Raw genomic sequence first — 14365 nt, forward strand, 5'->3', positions numbered from 1 at the left:
ACCGGTGGACCACCTCGGTGGGGCAGAGCAGTATCGGCAACAGTAAAATCCTGACCGCAATGATCGCACCTGGATTTGAGTTTGAGGAAGCCTTCAAAGAGCTTGCCCTGGCTGCAGACGCCGCAGCGTCCGCGCAGCGCGGCTTTTAGCGGGACTGATACGGACATGGGAAGGCCTCCAGGCAGGGGGGCGCCGGATCTTTCAAGACCCGGCGCATGTTGATGGCTTATTTGACTTCGGTGAACCGCAAATAAGGACGCAGCTCGTCCCAGCCCTGCGGGAATTTCACGCTGGCCTGCTCGTTGGTCACCGATGGCGGGATGATGACTTTGCCACCCGGCAGCCAGTCGGCCGGGGTGGCGATCCCGTGCTTGTCACCAGCCTGCAGCGCGTCGATCACGCGAAGGATTTCATCAAAGTTCCGGCCGACGCTCATCGGATAGGTCATGGTCAGGCGGATTTTCTTGTTCGGGTCGATAATGAAGACCGAACGGACCGCAGCGGTTTCGCTCTCGCCGGGATGGATCATGTCATAGAGCTCAGCCACTTTGTGGTCGGCGTCGGCGACGATCGGAAACGCCAGATCGGTGTTCTGCGTGTCATTTACATCGTCGATCCACTTGATGTGTTCCTCGACCGTATCGGTCGAGAGACCCAGCGGCTTGGTGTTGCGATTGACGAATTCCTGGGAGAGCTGTGCTGTGCGGCCCATTTCTGTGGTGCAGACCGGGGTGAAGTCCGCCGGGTGGCTGAAGAAGAAGACCCAGCTGTCGCCAATCCAGTCGTGGAATGTGATCTCACCCTTTGTGGTCGGGATGGTGAAGTTTGGGGCGGTGTCGCCGATTCTGAGAGACATGGTGTGCTCCTGATTTGAGGTTGTGGACAGTGTCCGGTTGGGAGGAACGCTAAGGTTCACACTTAAAGTAGTATAGAAAATCACACTTTTGAAATTGATATTGATGACGTCTTCGATTGATTTTCTCTATGGGCCGTCTCCGGTGCTACGATACGTGCCATGACAGGCGACGCAGCGGCTCATCGTTGCGGAGAATTGAAGCTGCAGGTCGGCAAAGTCAGCAGTTTCGGAAAGGGCGGCGAGGTCCCCGAAATCGCTGCGCAGACCACGCGAGAGGCCGACAAATCCTTCAGGCGCTTTGGCTCGGATACTGGCGCCGATCGGGTCGCCCGCGCCGCGCGACAACTCACGGGCCGCCTCGCCGATCAATATGCGGTCCTGCTCGGCAAGCCCGTAGGAAATCGATTGGGCACCTTGCAGGAAGGCAAGCATTTCTGACCGGATGTGCTGGCGCTCTTCTGCTGTAAAAGCGATGACCGTCCTTGCGTCTTCGATGTGTGCTTGTTCAGCCATTTCTGGTTCCGCTAGCGGTGCGGCGCTTTTGGTCCAGGCAAGGGTTGAGAATGCCCCGGCGAAGACGCCGACACCGAGCAGGAGGATGGAAGTAAACCGGCTCATTCTAATCAGAAGCTCAGAATGGTTTCGCCGGGCGCAGCGATCCGCGCGCCCATGTCTTCAGGTTTAGCGACCCCGACACCGTCGAGCAGCGCTTCAGCGCCAAATGGACGATTCGGCAGATAGATGGCGCACACCTCAACGCCAACGCCGCCAGACATGAGCATCTTCAGGAGCCCCTGCGGACTGGCGCCTTTCGGCTGTAGCGGTGCCGTGGCGCTGGCTGGCGCGTCCTTCAGGGCAAGGTCGCCGCCAGCGCTACACAACAGGATGTGGGGGCGCTCGCCGGCTTCCATGGCGCTTCGGGTCAGAACCAGAGCCATCAGCTGTGTCTCAGGATCGGCGCTGGTAATGATGGTCAGCATCGCGTCTGTCCTTTCCTTTGCGGGTGGGGGCGTCGGGGGCATAGACGCGCAGGCGGTGAGACCTGAAAGGGCGAGCCCAGCGAAAAAGGTTTTGATCCGCATTAGGAACGGCCTCCTCTGTATCCGCGGCCGGGCTGTCCGCCGCGATCGACGCAGCGCTGGAAGGCCGGAAGATGGCGGTCCGCAGACGCATTGCGCAGATTTGTGAAAACGGCCGCGATATCGGGATAGTCCGAGACAGCCGGGAGCAGCTCTTCATCGTACAGACGCACATTTTCGATTTCTGCGGCGACACCTTTTTCGCAGAGAGCCTTCAGGCTCAGCACTGCAACATCCAGGTCGTGGCTGCTGTCATCTGCGGGGACCGGGACGCGGTATGCGCTATAGAGCGGCAGCAGCGCTTCGATATGACGGGCCTCAGCATGGACGATATTGCTGAACGGTCTGACCTCTCCGAACGCTTCAAGAATGTCAGAATAGGTCCGGTGCGCCTGGCGCTCGTCGGCCAAGGCAAGATCCATGGCTTCAACGACCGAAGCAGGCAGATCGGCATGCGCGGCTGCCGGAGCAGCGGCGAGCGCGGCGGCTGCGCAAAACCCGGCGCGGTGCCGGCGGCGATGTCTTTTCTTACAGGTCATTCTCATCATCCCGTTAGTGTTTGAGCCAAAGGAGAATCAGTGGGACCCAGATCAGGGACGTGGTGATCAGACCTTTGATGCTCTGATAGGCGATCCAGACCCAGAACAACTCCTTCTTGCGGGCGCTGAGGGTTTTCAGGGTCTGGCGCGGGGACCAATTGGAAAGGGCTTGCATGCGCCTGTCTCCTAAAGCACCAGCTTGATCAGGCCGCCGACGGTTAGGATGACGGCGACGCCCAGCGCCCAGAGGCCGACAAACCAGGCGATCTCTTTCGGGCCGGTTTTTTTGACGAGAGGACGGTCTTCTTCGCGCATCAGTGATACCCCGCATCCGGATCAACTTTCCCGCGGAACACCCAATAGGTGAAAGCGGTGTAGCCGATGATGATTGGGAGCAGGATGAGCGCGCCGATCAGCATGAAGAACAGGCTGGAATCGGGCGCGGCTGCCTCCTGAATGGTGATCGCCCGCGGCACAATGTAAGGCGATGTCCCAATACCGAGACCCGCAAAGCAAAGTGCGAACAGACCGATCGAGGTCGGGAACGCGACTTGATCCTTCTTCTTGAGAAGCCCCCATCCGAGAATGGCGGCGAGGATCGCGGTCAGGGTCGGCACCGGCAGCACGAAGAGGAGCTGCGGGAAGGTGAACCAGCGTTCCGCAATCTCTGGCGAGAGGAACGGCGTCCAGAGGCTGACAAGCCCGACAAACCCGAGCGTCGCGAGCGCTGACAGCTTCGCATAGCGATAGGCCGTCTCGCGCAGCTCGCCTTCAGTTTTCATGATGAGCCAGGTGGTTCCGAGCAGGGCATAGCCAGCGACCAGCGCAATGCCGCATGTGATGGTGAACGGGGTCAGCCAGTCCCACCAGCCGCCGCCATAGGCGCGCCCATCAACTTCGATGCCCTGAACAAATGTCCCCAGCACAATGCCCTGACAGAAGGTTGCGATCAGAGAGCCATAAAAGAAGGACCGGTCCCAGATTTTTTCATGGGCCTTGTCGCGCCAGCGATACTCGAACGCGACGCCCCGGAAGACCAGCGCGAGTATCATGATGATGAAGGGCGCATAAAGCGCTGGCATAACCACCGCATAGGCAAGCGGGAACGCCGCCATCAGACCACCGCCGCCGAGAACAAGCCATGTCTCATTGCCGTCCCAGACCGGCGCGACAGAGTTCATGGCAACATCGCGGTCGCCGTTTGATTTCAGGAAGGGGAAGACAATCCCGATCCCGAGGTCGAAGCCATCAAGCACCACATAGATGAAGATGGCGAGGGCAAGGAGGCCGGCCCAGATGGTGGGTAGATCAAACATTGGGAGCGCCTCCTATTCAGCGGGCAGTACGTCAGGACGTTTGGCAGCTAGCTGCGTTGTCCCGGCCGTGCGTGTTGGCGTTTCTGGAAGCGGTCTTACGTCTCCCGGCGTCTTGTTCATCATCTTCAGGATGTAGAGCGTGCCTGCCCCGAAAAGGGCGAAGTAGACCACGATGAAGGCGATCAGCGACGCTGCGACCGCAGGCGCTTCGACCGGCGCGATGGAGTCAGACGTCATCAGATGGCCGTAGACCGTATAGGGCTGGCGGCCGACTTCCGTCGTGATCCAACCGGCGAGCACAGCCACGAAACCGGACGGCCCCATAAGCATGGCGGCGCGGTGGAAGAGCGGCGCATCATAGAGCTTGCGGCGCCAGCGAAGGAATAGGCTGACAAACCCGACCAACACCATCAGCATGCCGATGCCGACCATAATCCGGAAACTCCAGAAGACAATCGGGACCGGCGGCTGAAGCTCATCCGGGACCGTGTCGAGGCCCTTCATGGGCGCATTGAGATCGTGCTTGATGATCAGCGAGGAAAGTTTGGGAATACCCACAGCATAGTCGAGACGCTGCTCTTCTTCGTTCGGTATCCCGAATAGATACAGCGGCGCGCCTTCCGGATAGCTGTCATAGTGGCCTTCCATAGCCATGACTTTGACCGGCTGGTGCTCATAGGTGTTGATGCCGTGAAAGTCGCCGGCAATGACTTGCAGCGGCGCGACGATTGCCGCCATCCACATCGCCATGGAGAACATTTTGCGCGCTTCCGGGTTCTGACGATTGCGCAGGAGATGCAGCGCGCCGACCGCGCCGACCACGAAGGCGGTCGTGAGATAAGCGGCAAGCACCATATGCACGAGCCTGTATGGGAAAGACGGATTGAAGATGATCTCCATCCAGTTTTCCGGCACGAACTGGCCCACCTCATTGATGCCGAAACCGGCCGGGGTTTGCATCCAGCTGTTGACCGACAGAATCCAGGTCGCTGACAAGAGCGTGCCGAACGCGACCATGATGGTGGAGACAAAGTGAAGCGTGTTGGAAACGCGCCCGAGGCCGAACAGCATGACACCGAGGAACCCAGCCTCGAGGAAGAAAGCGGTTAGCACTTCGTAGGCCATGAGTGGCCCGATCACCGGTCCCGCCTTGTCTGAGAAGACGCTCCAGTTCGTTCCGAACTGATAAGACATAACGATGCCGGACACGACGCCCATGCCGAAGGCGACCGCGAAGATTTTCCGCCAGTATTTGAACAGGCGCAAATAGACCGGGTTTTCAGTCTTCAGCCAGAGGCCTTCGAGCACCATGAGATAGGAGGCAAGACCGATGGAGAAGGCCGGAAATATGATGTGAAAGCTGACCGTGAATGCGAACTGGATGCGCGCAAGGAGGACAGCGTCGAGTGCTTCAAACATAAGAATTTACCCTTTGAATTTGACCAACGGGCCTAAAAGTGTCATTCGAGAGACCACTTAACTTTTTAAGAGTTATTTTCGAGGACACTTTTTGTCGCATGCGACGTGCTGACCCCAGGAGATCCCTTTGAGACTGACCGCCTACACAAACTATGCGTTGCGCACGCTGATGTTCTGCGCGCTGCACCCCGGCCAGCTGGTACGTATGGAAGATGTGTCCGATGCTTATGGCATCTCCCGCGCCCATCTCTTGAAAGCCGCGCGCCAGCTTGGGCAGCTCGGATATCTGGAAAATGTCCGTGGCCGCAGCGGCGGTGTCCGGCTGGGCCGCACTCCGGACGAGATCGTGATTGGCGAAGTGGTCCGCCATACCGAAGGCGATCTCGAACTGGTCGAGTGCTTCAACCCCGAAAGCAACACGTGTCCTCTGATCGGGGTGTGCAAGCTGAGTGTCCTGTTCCGTGCAGGGCTGAAGGCCTTCTTCGCTGAGCTGGACAAGGTCACGCTTGCCGACATGATCGCCGACGGCCCGGTGCTGATCGAGCGGCTTATGGCCAATCAGGCGACCCAGCAGGCGATGCAGTCCGCAGGGCATGACTAAGCGCGTTCAACTGGCTTGCCTGCGGCCTGCCAGGCTTTGAACGATCCAATAAAGACGTCGATGTCGCTATAGCCGCAACGCAGAAGCGCGGACGCTGCGACCGTCGCGCGCGCGCCGCTTCCGCACATGATCGTTGCCGAGCCAGCAAGCTCTGGCTTGTCGCAGGCTGCCAGCACATCGCCGACATAGAAATGGCTGGCGCCGGGCACGTGCCCGGCTTCGAACTCTTCGATCGAGCGCACATCCAGCAGGGTCCAGCCGTCTTGGTTCTGACTTCGCTCAGCCACCGTCTCGACACCGACGATCGGAACAGATGTCAGCGCCGCGCCGGACGCGGCCATGGAGAGCGGGCTGAGCGCTGCGCCAATGACGTTGTCAAACCCGATCCGGCCAAGATGGTCGATCGCAGCGCTAACCGCTTCAGCGTCTTCTGCGATCAGCCCGATCGAGTCGGTCTCGGCGATGAACCAGCCGGCAAAGGCTGAAATCATGGAGACAGGGAGCGCTTGCGCCCCATCGACGTGGCCGCCCAGGAAGCTTGTGACGTATCGGATATCGATCAGATGATCCGGCGCTCGCGACTGTAGCTCACCAAGAGTCAATATCGGTGGAGCAAGGTTGTTCTGTCGGGCTTGAGCCCCTTCCAAATTGAGCCGCTCGATAATGCTGAAATAAGGCGGCTGATAATGATGCTCGGCGGTTTTGGCCGCCACGAATGCTTCGCGCGAGGGCAGCGACAGACGGCGATTGTTGCGCCGCTCATGTCCAAGCGTCGAGAAGGCGCGCTCTGCGACGCCAGACCCGCAGACCGATCCTGCGCCATGGGCAGGATAGATGATGACCTGGTCACCCAGAGCGAGAAGCTTCTGAAGACTGTCCCAGAGCTTGCCCGCCATTTCGGCTTCACGGTCCTGGTAGAAATCCGTGCGCCCGACATCGCCGACAAAGAGCGCGTCACCCGTAAAGACACCGGCAGCGCCCTCTGGATAGCTCTCGTCAAACACAGCGATAGAAATTGAGTCCTCGGTATGACCAGGTGTTTCGAGCACTTGCAGCCGCAGGTTTCCGACCGAGACCTCAAAGGGTTCGCGAACGATCTCGGCATAAGCGATGTTTCCGGCCGGCTTCGGGCCATGATAGACGCGCGCGCCCGTCAGCTCGGAAAGTGCGGCTGCGCCTGAGATCAAATCTTCATTGCGGTGCGTCTCGAAAACATGCTGGACGACAGCGCCCTCGCGCCGGGCGATTTCAAGATAAATATCGACATCCCTTCGCGGATCGATCACTGCGGCGACGCCGCCATCGGTGATCAGATAGGAAAAGTGGGCGAGGCCTGTCGTTTCAATACGTTCCAGATGCATGGTGAATCAGTTCCTGTTTTTGGGCCTGGAGCAATGAACCTCGCAGCACGAAATCCTCGGCGTGCGGTACGTTTTGCTAACGATCTCGTCCGTTTGCGGGTTCCAGCCCGGCATGGCGTAGGGATGGACAGGGATCGGTGCCAGGTTCGGTGGTTTTGGGATCTCGGCTGAAGGCTGTTTTCACGCAGTCCTCGTCCAATTCGAGCATGGCTTCATACTGGTTGAGGAAGACACTGCCGGTCAGCTCGTCGAGGAAATGCGTGCGCTGGAGGCGGTCCATGACCGGGCCTTTGACTTCCGAAAGGTGGAGCGTGACGCCAGCATCCTTTAGGCGATGGTTGATCGCTTCGAGGCTTTCCAGCGCGCTGGCGTCAATATGGTTCACCGCTGGGCACATGAGGATCAGATGCTTCATGTCCGGGCGGTTGGAGAGCATGCAGTAAACCGTGTCTTCAAGGAAACGGGCATTGGCGAAGTAGAGGCTCTCATCAATGCGCACGGTCAGAACCGTGTCTGAGAGCACCACCGGATGGCGGTTCACATTACGGAAATGGTGCGTGCCGGGGAGTTGACCCACCAGCGCGAAATGGGGGCGGCTGGTATTGTAGAGGTGGAGGAGGAGCGACAGGACGACGCCGGTGGTAACGCCAAGTTCTACGCCAAAACCAAGCGTCACGAAGATGGTGGCGGCCATGGCTGCAAAGTCGGATTTGGAGTATTTCCAGACCTTGATGACTTCCGGAATGTCGACCAGCGACAGGACAGCCACAATGATGGTCGCGGCGAGCACGGCCTGTGGCAGATAAAAGAGGAAGGGCGTGAGGAAGACGGTCGCAAGCGCAATCCCAACGGCGGTGAAGGCTCCCGCTGCAGGCGTTTCGGCCCCTGCATCGAAGTTCACGGCAGAGCGGGCGAGGCCGCCTGTGACCGGATAACCAGAGGAGACGCCCGCTGAAAAGCTCGCCGCACCAAGGCCGATCAGCTCTTGGTTCGGGTCGATACGGGTCCGGTTCTTTGCGGCGAGCGTCTGGCCCACGGAGACGGACTCAACGAAACCAATGAGGCTAATCAAGGCCGCTGAGCCGAGGAGCTGCATCCAGATGTCAGCATTGAAGGTCGGAACGCCGATCGCAGGCAGGCTTTGAGGGACATCGCCGAGGATTTTGACGCCGCGCTCGTCGAGGCCCATGCCCGCGACCACGAGTATACCGGCCACGACGGCGAAGACCGGGCCAGCGCGGGCGATGATCGTCGCGGCCTTGTCGCCAAGCCCGATCGCTTTGAGCAATGGCTTGAACTGCTTTCGAACCCAGAAGAGGAAGATGAGCGACGCGCCACCGATATACAGTGTCGGGAGGTTCGTCTCTGGCAGCTTTTCGAACAGTGAAACGACGATTTCAAAGAGGTTATGCCCGCCCGCATCAATGCCAAGGATATGTTTCATCTGTGAGGCGGCGATGATGATGCCAGACGCTGTGATAAAGGCCGAAACGACGGGATGGCTGAGAAAGTTCGCCAGGAAGCCCATGCGGAAGAGGCCCATGGCGAGCAGGATGACGCCGGAAAGGAGCGCCAGGATCACAGCGGCCTGAATATACTCCGCACTCCCTTGGGCGGCGATCTTGCCTGCCGCCGCTGCCGTCATCAGAGACAGGATTGCGACGGGCCCGACGGCGAGTTGACGGCTTGAGCCGAAGATCGCATAGACAAGTAGGGGAAGGATTGAGGCGTAGAGGCCGATCTCAGGCGGCAGGCCCGCAAGCAGCGCATAGGCGAGCGATTGCGGGATCAGCATGATGGTGACGATCACTGCCGCCACCATGTCGTTGACGAAGGTCTCGCCGCGGTATTTCGGGCCCCAGTCTAGGATAGGAAAGTATTTTGCGAGCTTCATGGACGGGCCGCCTGATCATCGAATTGGAAAGAAAAGAAGAAGGCCTGCGACGGCTGGCTGGGTGGGGGGACGCGAGCGTGGACAGGCCTTCTTCAGATCAAGTCTACGCCGCTGTTGACGGCGCATCCTTGAAGTCAACGGCCTTTTGCGCCTCATGCGAGGCGGGCCGATGTGGGAGGAGCTTTGGTTTGGCGAGGGTTTCGGTGCCACGCAGCATCATGTCGAAATAGATGTTGGGCAGCATTTTCTCCTTCAGGAACCAGGCCGCGCGGGTCGGTTTGGTGCCGTTGAGCATCCATTGCGGCACGGTGGGTTCGAGCTTGCCGCCATAGGCGAATTCGGCGAGCACGATCTTGCCGCGCTCGACGGTCAGCGGGCAGGAGCCATAGCCGCTATAGACGGCGTTCGGCGCTTTGCCATCGAGGACGCAAAGTACATTATGAGCTGCGACTGGCGCCTGCTTGCGCACAGCGGCGGCAGTCTTGGCGTTTGGGGTTGAGCCCGCATCGCCAAGGCCGAACACATTGCCGTATTGGGTATGCTGCAGCGTCTCGCCGCTGACATCGACCCAGCCTGCCTCATTGGCGAGCGGGCTGTTGGCGACGAAGTCGAGAGATGTTTGCGGTGGACAGACATGCATCATGTCGAACTCGCGGGCTTCTCGCGTCACTTGGCCGTCAGCGTCCTTCACATCGAACCAGGCTGTCTTCTTGGCGCCATCGACGGCCACCAGCGTTTCATTGAAACAGAGATCGATGCCGTACTTATCGACATATTTCATCAGGGCCGGGACATATTCCTTCACGCCGAAGATGACGCCGCCTGCATTGTGAAACTCGACCTCAATATCCTTCAGGACACCGCGCCGCTTCCACGCGTCGCAAGCAAGATACATCGCCTTTTGCGGCGCACCGGCGCATTTGATCGGCATGGGCGGCTGGGTAAAGAGCGCCCGTCCGCCTTTCATCGACTGGACCAGCTCCCAGGTATAAGGAGCCATGTCGAAGAGATAGTTCGAGGTCACGCCGTTTTTGCCGAGCGTTTCCTTCAAGCCTTCAATGCCGTCCCAGTTAAGTTTCAGACCGGGCGCGACGACAAGCACCTTGTAGCCGATCCGCTCGCCATCCTCCAGAATGACCTGATTGCGCTCCGGATCGAAGCCAGCACAGGCAGCGCGAACCCATTGCACGCCTTTCGGCATCAGGGTCGCCATCTGTCGTTCGGTTTGCTCGCGTTTGAACACGCCGCCCCCGACCAGGGTCCAACCTGGCTGGTAGTAATGCTCCGTGCGCGGCTCGACGATGGCGATGTCGACGCCGCCTCGTCGTTTTAGAATGGACACCGCGGTCGATATGCCAGCGGCGCCGCCGCCGATGATAACGACGTCATGGGATTTGACTGGGCCAATTCCGCCTTCAGCTGCCTTATCGCGGGCCTCAAGACGCGACCGCAGGCCCGACAAGTCATAGCCCGCGCCTGCTGTGGTCTTGAGAATCGCATCGGTCGAAAGGTGGCCAGCCTGAGACAGGGCCCAAAGCGTTGCGGATCGCGTTCCGGTTCGGCAATAGGCGAGCGCCGGGGCTGGTAGCTCGTGCATGGCCTTATCGAACGCTTCGACATCAGCGTCGGTGACTTTGCCGGAGACGACCGGCACATAGCGCACCTCCAGGCCATGGCGACGTGCGGCCTCTTCAATCGCCGCATGATCGGTTTGATCGGATGACTCCCCGTCTGGCCGGTTTATGATCAGGGATTTAAACCCCTGGCTCGCAGCGATGCCGACATCCTGTACACTGATCTGTGGTGAGACCGACAGGTCCGGCGCAATCGTCTTGATATCCATAAGGTTCGTCCTCCCGACGCTTTATTGTTTTGAGATTAGAGCGCGTTGATCGGCACTTTCATGTACCGAATGCCATTGTCCTCAGGTGGCGGCATGTCGCCCGCGCGCATGTTGACCTGTACCGATGGCAGGATCAGTTTTGGCATGGCGAGGGTCGCGTCGCGTTCGGTGCGCATCTTGATGAAGTCTTCGCGCGACGTGCCGTCCTTCACATGAATGTTCGAGCGCTTCTGTTCGCCGATTGTGGTTTCCCAGACATATTCATCGCGCCCAGGCGCCTTGTAGTCGTGGCAGAGGAACATGCGTGTGTCGTCGGGAAAATCGAACAGCATTTGAATGGAGTCATAGAGTGTCCCGGCGTCGCCTCCCGGAAAGTCACAGCGCGCCGTACCGAAGTCCGGCATGAAGATCGTATCGCCGACAAACATGGCGTCGCCGATGAGATGAGTCATGCAGGCGGGCGTGTGTCCGGGCGTTGGAAGCGCCCGCGCTTCGATGTTGCCGACCCGGTAGGACTCGCCTGGTTTGAAGAGGTGATCAAACTGGCTGCCATCTGTATGGAAGCTCTGACCCTCATTGAAGATTTCGCCGAAGACGCGTTGAACCACCGGGATCTTGTCGCCGATCGCCGTTTTTCCGCCGAGCTGTTCTCGGATGTAGGGTGCAGCGGTCAAATGGTCCGCATGGACATGGGTGTCGATGATCCACTCGCAGGTCAGCCCATTCTGGCGCACGAAATGGATCAGCTTGTCTGCCGAAGTGGTTTTGGTACGACCTGACGCCTGATCATAGTCCAGAAGCGAATCTATAATCGCGCAGTGTTTTGTCTCCGGATCGGCGACCACATAGCTGATCGTGTAGGTGGCTTCGTCGAAGAAACCGGTGACCTCTGGTTTATGCATCTTTGTCTCCATGGCTTGGCTTAAGACCCCGTGCGGGCGAAGACGCCGTAGCCGCCGGGGCGATTGGGTTTGAGTTTTGGGGAGCCGGCCTCGCCGCCAGTTTTTGGTGCGGTTTTCCCGAGCATGACGGCGCAGACGGCATCGACCATCTCCCGAACCCGAGGCTTGTCGCTCAGGGTGTAGAAGACGAGTTTGGATTCCCTGCGAGTCTGGACGAGCCCTGTATCGCGCAGCTTTGAGAGCTCTCGCGATAGACGCGGCTGCTTGATGCCGAGCGTCGTTTCGATATCACCGACCGACATTTCTGTGTCTCGCAGCTGGCAGCAGATGATCAGCCGCTCCGGATGGGCGAGGGCTTTTAGAAGCTCCGTCGCTTCAAGAGCCAGTGGGGCGAAATCTTTGGAAAGCGGCGTCATTGGGTCGCCTCGGCATGGGTGAGGTACCACGCGCCGCCATTCATCGCCGAGCGTTTGTCAGCTTCGGCCTGATCGAGCGGCGGGGGCAGGACGGCTTCATCGCCGGGCTTCCAGCCTTCCGGCGTTGCGAGATGGCAGGCGTCAGAGGTCTGCAAAGCGTGCAGGACCCGGAGAAGCTCGTCGACGGATCGCCCGACATTCATCGGATAGTGGATCAGGGCGCGGACATAGCCTTCCGGATCAATAAAGAAGACAGAGCGCACCGCCGCCGTCGTCGCAGAACCCTCATGGATCATGCCGTAGACGCGGCTCACCGCCATCGAGATGTCTTCGATAATCGGAAACGTGATCTTTACGTCGAAGCGCGCCTCGATGTCCTTCACCCAGGCGATGTGGGCATAGAGACTGTCGACCGAGAGGCCGAGCAAGTCGCAGTTCAACGCGTCGAATTGCGGCTTCGCCTTCTGCAGCGCGATGAATTCCGACGTGCAGACGGGTGTGAAATCGGCCGGATGCGAGAAGAAGAGCAACCAGCGTCCGTGATAACCCGACAGGCTAACTTCGCCTTGTGTGGTCCGCGCCGTGAAGTCCGGCGCGATGTCGTCGATGCGAGCCGTAAGCGGCTGGGGCGGGGCTGTATCGGTTTCGGTCATGATTAAAAACTCTTGCTTGCCTGTTAATAAAATACAGTTTACAGATATGTCAACACAAGATTGTAAATTGATTAAGGGAGGCATACCCCATGGAGAATTTCACCCCCATCAGTGCATCAATCGGCGGGGTCCTGATCGGGCTGTCCGCTGTTCTGTTGATGGCGCTCAATGGCCGTATCGCGGGAATCAGCGGCGTCTTTTCAGGCTCGGTCTTCGCCGAGCGCGGGGACAAGCTTTGGCGCACTCTTTTCGTGGTCGGCCTGATTGCCGCGCCCGCCCTATGGGCGCTCACCCGGGGCGCTCAGCCGCCATTTGAAATCACGCAGAACTGGCCGCTCATCATTGCCGGGGGCTTGCTTGTTGGCTTCGGCACGCGGCTCGGCTCAGGCTGCACGAGCGGCCACGGCGTCTGCGGTTTGTCGCGTCTGTCGCCACGGTCGATGGCGTCCGTCGCCTTGTTTATGGGCGCAGGCATGGCCACCGTCGCCATCGCAAAATCAGTCTTGGGAGCTTAAGTCATGGGACGTAACATCGCTGCTCTGCTCGCGGGTCTTGTCTTCGGCCTCGGCCTGACCATCAGCGAAATGGTCAATCCGGCGAAAGTACTCGCTTTCCTGGATCTTTTCGGAAACTGGGACCCATCGCTCGCTTTCGTCATGGGCGGCGCGCTCATCGTGACCGCGATCGGGTATAGACTGGCCTGGACGAGGCCAAAACCGGTCTTCGCCGAGCGTTTTCAGGTACCTGGCAATCGCCAGGTCGATACCAAGCTCGCCCTGGGCGCTATCTTGTTCGGGATTGGCTGGGGGGGATTGTCAAAGGAACCGGCCTTGAGACGGCGCATTCTGGAGCTTAGGCTCCGGAAATGAGCCAGAATCCATTCCGCTACTTCAAGACGTCGCCCGAGATCATCCAGCTTGCGGTTATGATGTATGTCCGCTTCCCGTTGTCCTTGCGGAACGTCGAAGACCTTCTTCACGAACGTGGCATCGACATCTGCCACGAGACGGTGAGGCATTGGGTCGACCGTTTTGGAACTTACTTCGCTCACAAAATACGGAAGCGCCGTTCGGAAAGAATGAGGCAATCGCCGCAATGGCAGTGGCATCTGGATGAGGTCTTCGTGAAGATCCGTGGGAAGACTCACTATCTGTGGCGCGCGGTCGACCATGAGGGCGAAGTCCTGGAGTCCTTCGTGACGAAGACCCGCGACAAGGCTTCAGCATTGAAATTCCTGAAGAAAGCCATGAAACGGTATGGCAATCCACATGTCGTGGTGACTGACAAGTGCCCATCGTATCGAGCTGCTCTGAAAATGATTGGGAACGCCGGCCGCCAGAAAACAGGGCGTCATCTCAATAATCGGGCCGAGAACTCTCATTTGCCATTCCGAAGGCGAGAGCGGGCGATGTCTCGATTCCGGCGCATGCGAAGTCTTCAGAAATTCGCTTCAATCCATTCGTCTGTATACAACCACTTCAATCAT

General features: G+C 59.0%; 18 protein-coding genes. 4 read left to right on the forward strand and 14 right to left on the reverse strand.

Going from position 1 to position 14365, the window contains the following annotated elements; genetic code table 11:
• Positions 1–226: 226 nt before the first annotated feature.
• The 8 genes from HY36_RS09775 to HY36_RS09800 all read right to left on the reverse strand — a co-directional run bounded on the left by HY36_RS09775 (position 227) and on the right by HY36_RS09800 (position 5209).
• Positions 227–856 carry a peroxiredoxin gene (locus HY36_RS09775; protein WP_035551943.1) on the reverse strand — a complete coding sequence of 210 codons (630 nt, stop codon included), beginning with the start codon at positions 854–856 and terminating at the stop codon, positions 227–229.
• Positions 857–982: 126 nt separating this feature from the next.
• The gene (locus HY36_RS09780) at positions 983–1474 is read right to left on the reverse strand and encodes a cytochrome c (protein ID WP_035551945.1); all 492 of its coding nucleotides are present in this window, start codon (positions 1472–1474) and stop codon (positions 983–985) included.
• 5 nt (positions 1475–1479) lie between these two features.
• Positions 1480–1836: a hypothetical protein gene (locus HY36_RS09785; protein WP_206741180.1), complete on the reverse strand. Its 357-nt coding sequence runs from the start codon at positions 1834–1836 to the stop codon at positions 1480–1482.
• Between the two features lie 101 nt (positions 1837–1937).
• Positions 1938–2474 carry a ferritin-like domain-containing protein gene (locus tag HY36_RS09790; protein WP_206741181.1) on the reverse strand — a complete coding sequence of 179 codons (537 nt, stop codon included), beginning with the start codon at positions 2472–2474 and terminating at the stop codon, positions 1938–1940.
• A gap of 13 nt (positions 2475–2487) precedes the next feature.
• Positions 2488–2649, reverse strand: a complete 162-nt coding sequence (locus HY36_RS18385) for a hypothetical protein (RefSeq protein WP_155841841.1) — start codon at positions 2647–2649, stop codon at positions 2488–2490.
• A gap of 11 nt (positions 2650–2660) precedes the next feature.
• On the reverse strand, positions 2661–2789 hold the full coding sequence (locus HY36_RS18825) for a DUF2474 domain-containing protein (protein ID WP_155841843.1): 129 nt from the start codon (positions 2787–2789) through the stop codon (positions 2661–2663).
• Positions 2789–3790, reverse strand: coding sequence for a cytochrome d ubiquinol oxidase subunit II (gene cydB, locus HY36_RS09795; protein WP_035551950.1), 1002 nt, complete (start codon positions 3788–3790; stop codon positions 2789–2791). Before cydB ends, HY36_RS18825 begins: the two co-directional genes overlap by 1 nt.
• Positions 3791–3802: 12 nt before the next feature.
• Positions 3803–5209 (reverse strand): cytochrome ubiquinol oxidase subunit I, encoded by a 1407-nt coding sequence (locus HY36_RS09800; RefSeq protein WP_035551953.1) that lies wholly within the window; start codon positions 5207–5209, stop codon positions 3803–3805.
• A gap of 127 nt (positions 5210–5336) precedes the next feature.
• On the opposite strand from HY36_RS09800, the gene HY36_RS09805 reads away from it, so the two are divergent.
• Positions 5337–5810, forward strand: a complete 474-nt coding sequence (locus HY36_RS09805; RefSeq protein WP_081806137.1) for an RrF2 family transcriptional regulator — start codon at positions 5337–5339, stop codon at positions 5808–5810.
• Here the strand turns inward: HY36_RS09805 and HY36_RS09810 are convergent.
• The 6 genes from HY36_RS09810 to HY36_RS09835 form a co-directional block, all read right to left on the reverse strand.
• Positions 5807–7171 (reverse strand): MBL fold metallo-hydrolase, encoded by a 1365-nt coding sequence (locus tag HY36_RS09810; RefSeq protein WP_035551956.1) that lies wholly within the window; start codon positions 7169–7171, stop codon positions 5807–5809. The genes HY36_RS09805 and HY36_RS09810 overlap by 4 nt on opposite strands.
• 76 nt (positions 7172–7247) lie before the next feature.
• Positions 7248–9065, reverse strand: a complete 1818-nt coding sequence (locus HY36_RS09815; protein WP_035551958.1) for a SulP family inorganic anion transporter — start codon at positions 9063–9065, stop codon at positions 7248–7250.
• A 103-nt stretch (positions 9066–9168) separates the two neighbouring features.
• Positions 9169–10908, reverse strand: a complete 1740-nt coding sequence (locus tag HY36_RS09820) for a bifunctional protein tyrosine phosphatase family protein/NAD(P)/FAD-dependent oxidoreductase (protein WP_035551961.1) — start codon at positions 10906–10908, stop codon at positions 9169–9171.
• Positions 10909–10943: 35 nt separating this feature from the next.
• Entirely contained in the window at positions 10944–11810 is an 867-nt protein-coding gene (locus HY36_RS09825; RefSeq protein WP_035551964.1) for an MBL fold metallo-hydrolase, read from the reverse strand.
• 20 nt (positions 11811–11830) lie between these two features.
• Complete coding sequence (locus HY36_RS09830; RefSeq protein ID WP_035551967.1) at positions 11831–12226, reverse strand: ArsR/SmtB family transcription factor; 396 nt, start codon at positions 12224–12226, stop codon at positions 11831–11833.
• Complete coding sequence (locus HY36_RS09835; RefSeq protein WP_035551970.1) at positions 12223–12879, reverse strand: peroxiredoxin; 657 nt, start codon at positions 12877–12879, stop codon at positions 12223–12225. Before HY36_RS09835 ends, HY36_RS09830 begins: the two co-directional genes overlap by 4 nt.
• A gap of 89 nt (positions 12880–12968) precedes the next feature.
• Here HY36_RS09835 and HY36_RS09840 point away from each other — a divergent pair, with 89 nt between their 5' ends.
• The 3 genes from HY36_RS09840 to HY36_RS09850 form a co-directional block, all read left to right on the forward strand.
• A complete protein-coding gene (locus HY36_RS09840; RefSeq protein ID WP_035551972.1) occupies positions 12969–13394 on the forward strand; it encodes a YeeE/YedE family protein in 426 nt (141 codons plus the stop codon).
• Between the two features lie 3 nt (positions 13395–13397).
• On the forward strand, positions 13398–13748 hold the full coding sequence (locus HY36_RS09845; protein ID WP_081806138.1) for a DUF6691 family protein: 351 nt from the start codon (positions 13398–13400) through the stop codon (positions 13746–13748).
• Positions 13745–14365 (forward strand): IS6 family transposase (locus HY36_RS09850; RefSeq protein ID WP_035551975.1); only part of this gene is annotated, 621 nt, incomplete at its 3' end. The genes HY36_RS09845 and HY36_RS09850, both read left to right, overlap by 4 nt.

Source organism: Hyphomonas atlantica corrig., from assembly GCF_000682715.1.
Taxonomy (GTDB): domain Bacteria; phylum Pseudomonadota; class Alphaproteobacteria; order Caulobacterales; family Hyphomonadaceae; genus Hyphomonas; species Hyphomonas atlantica.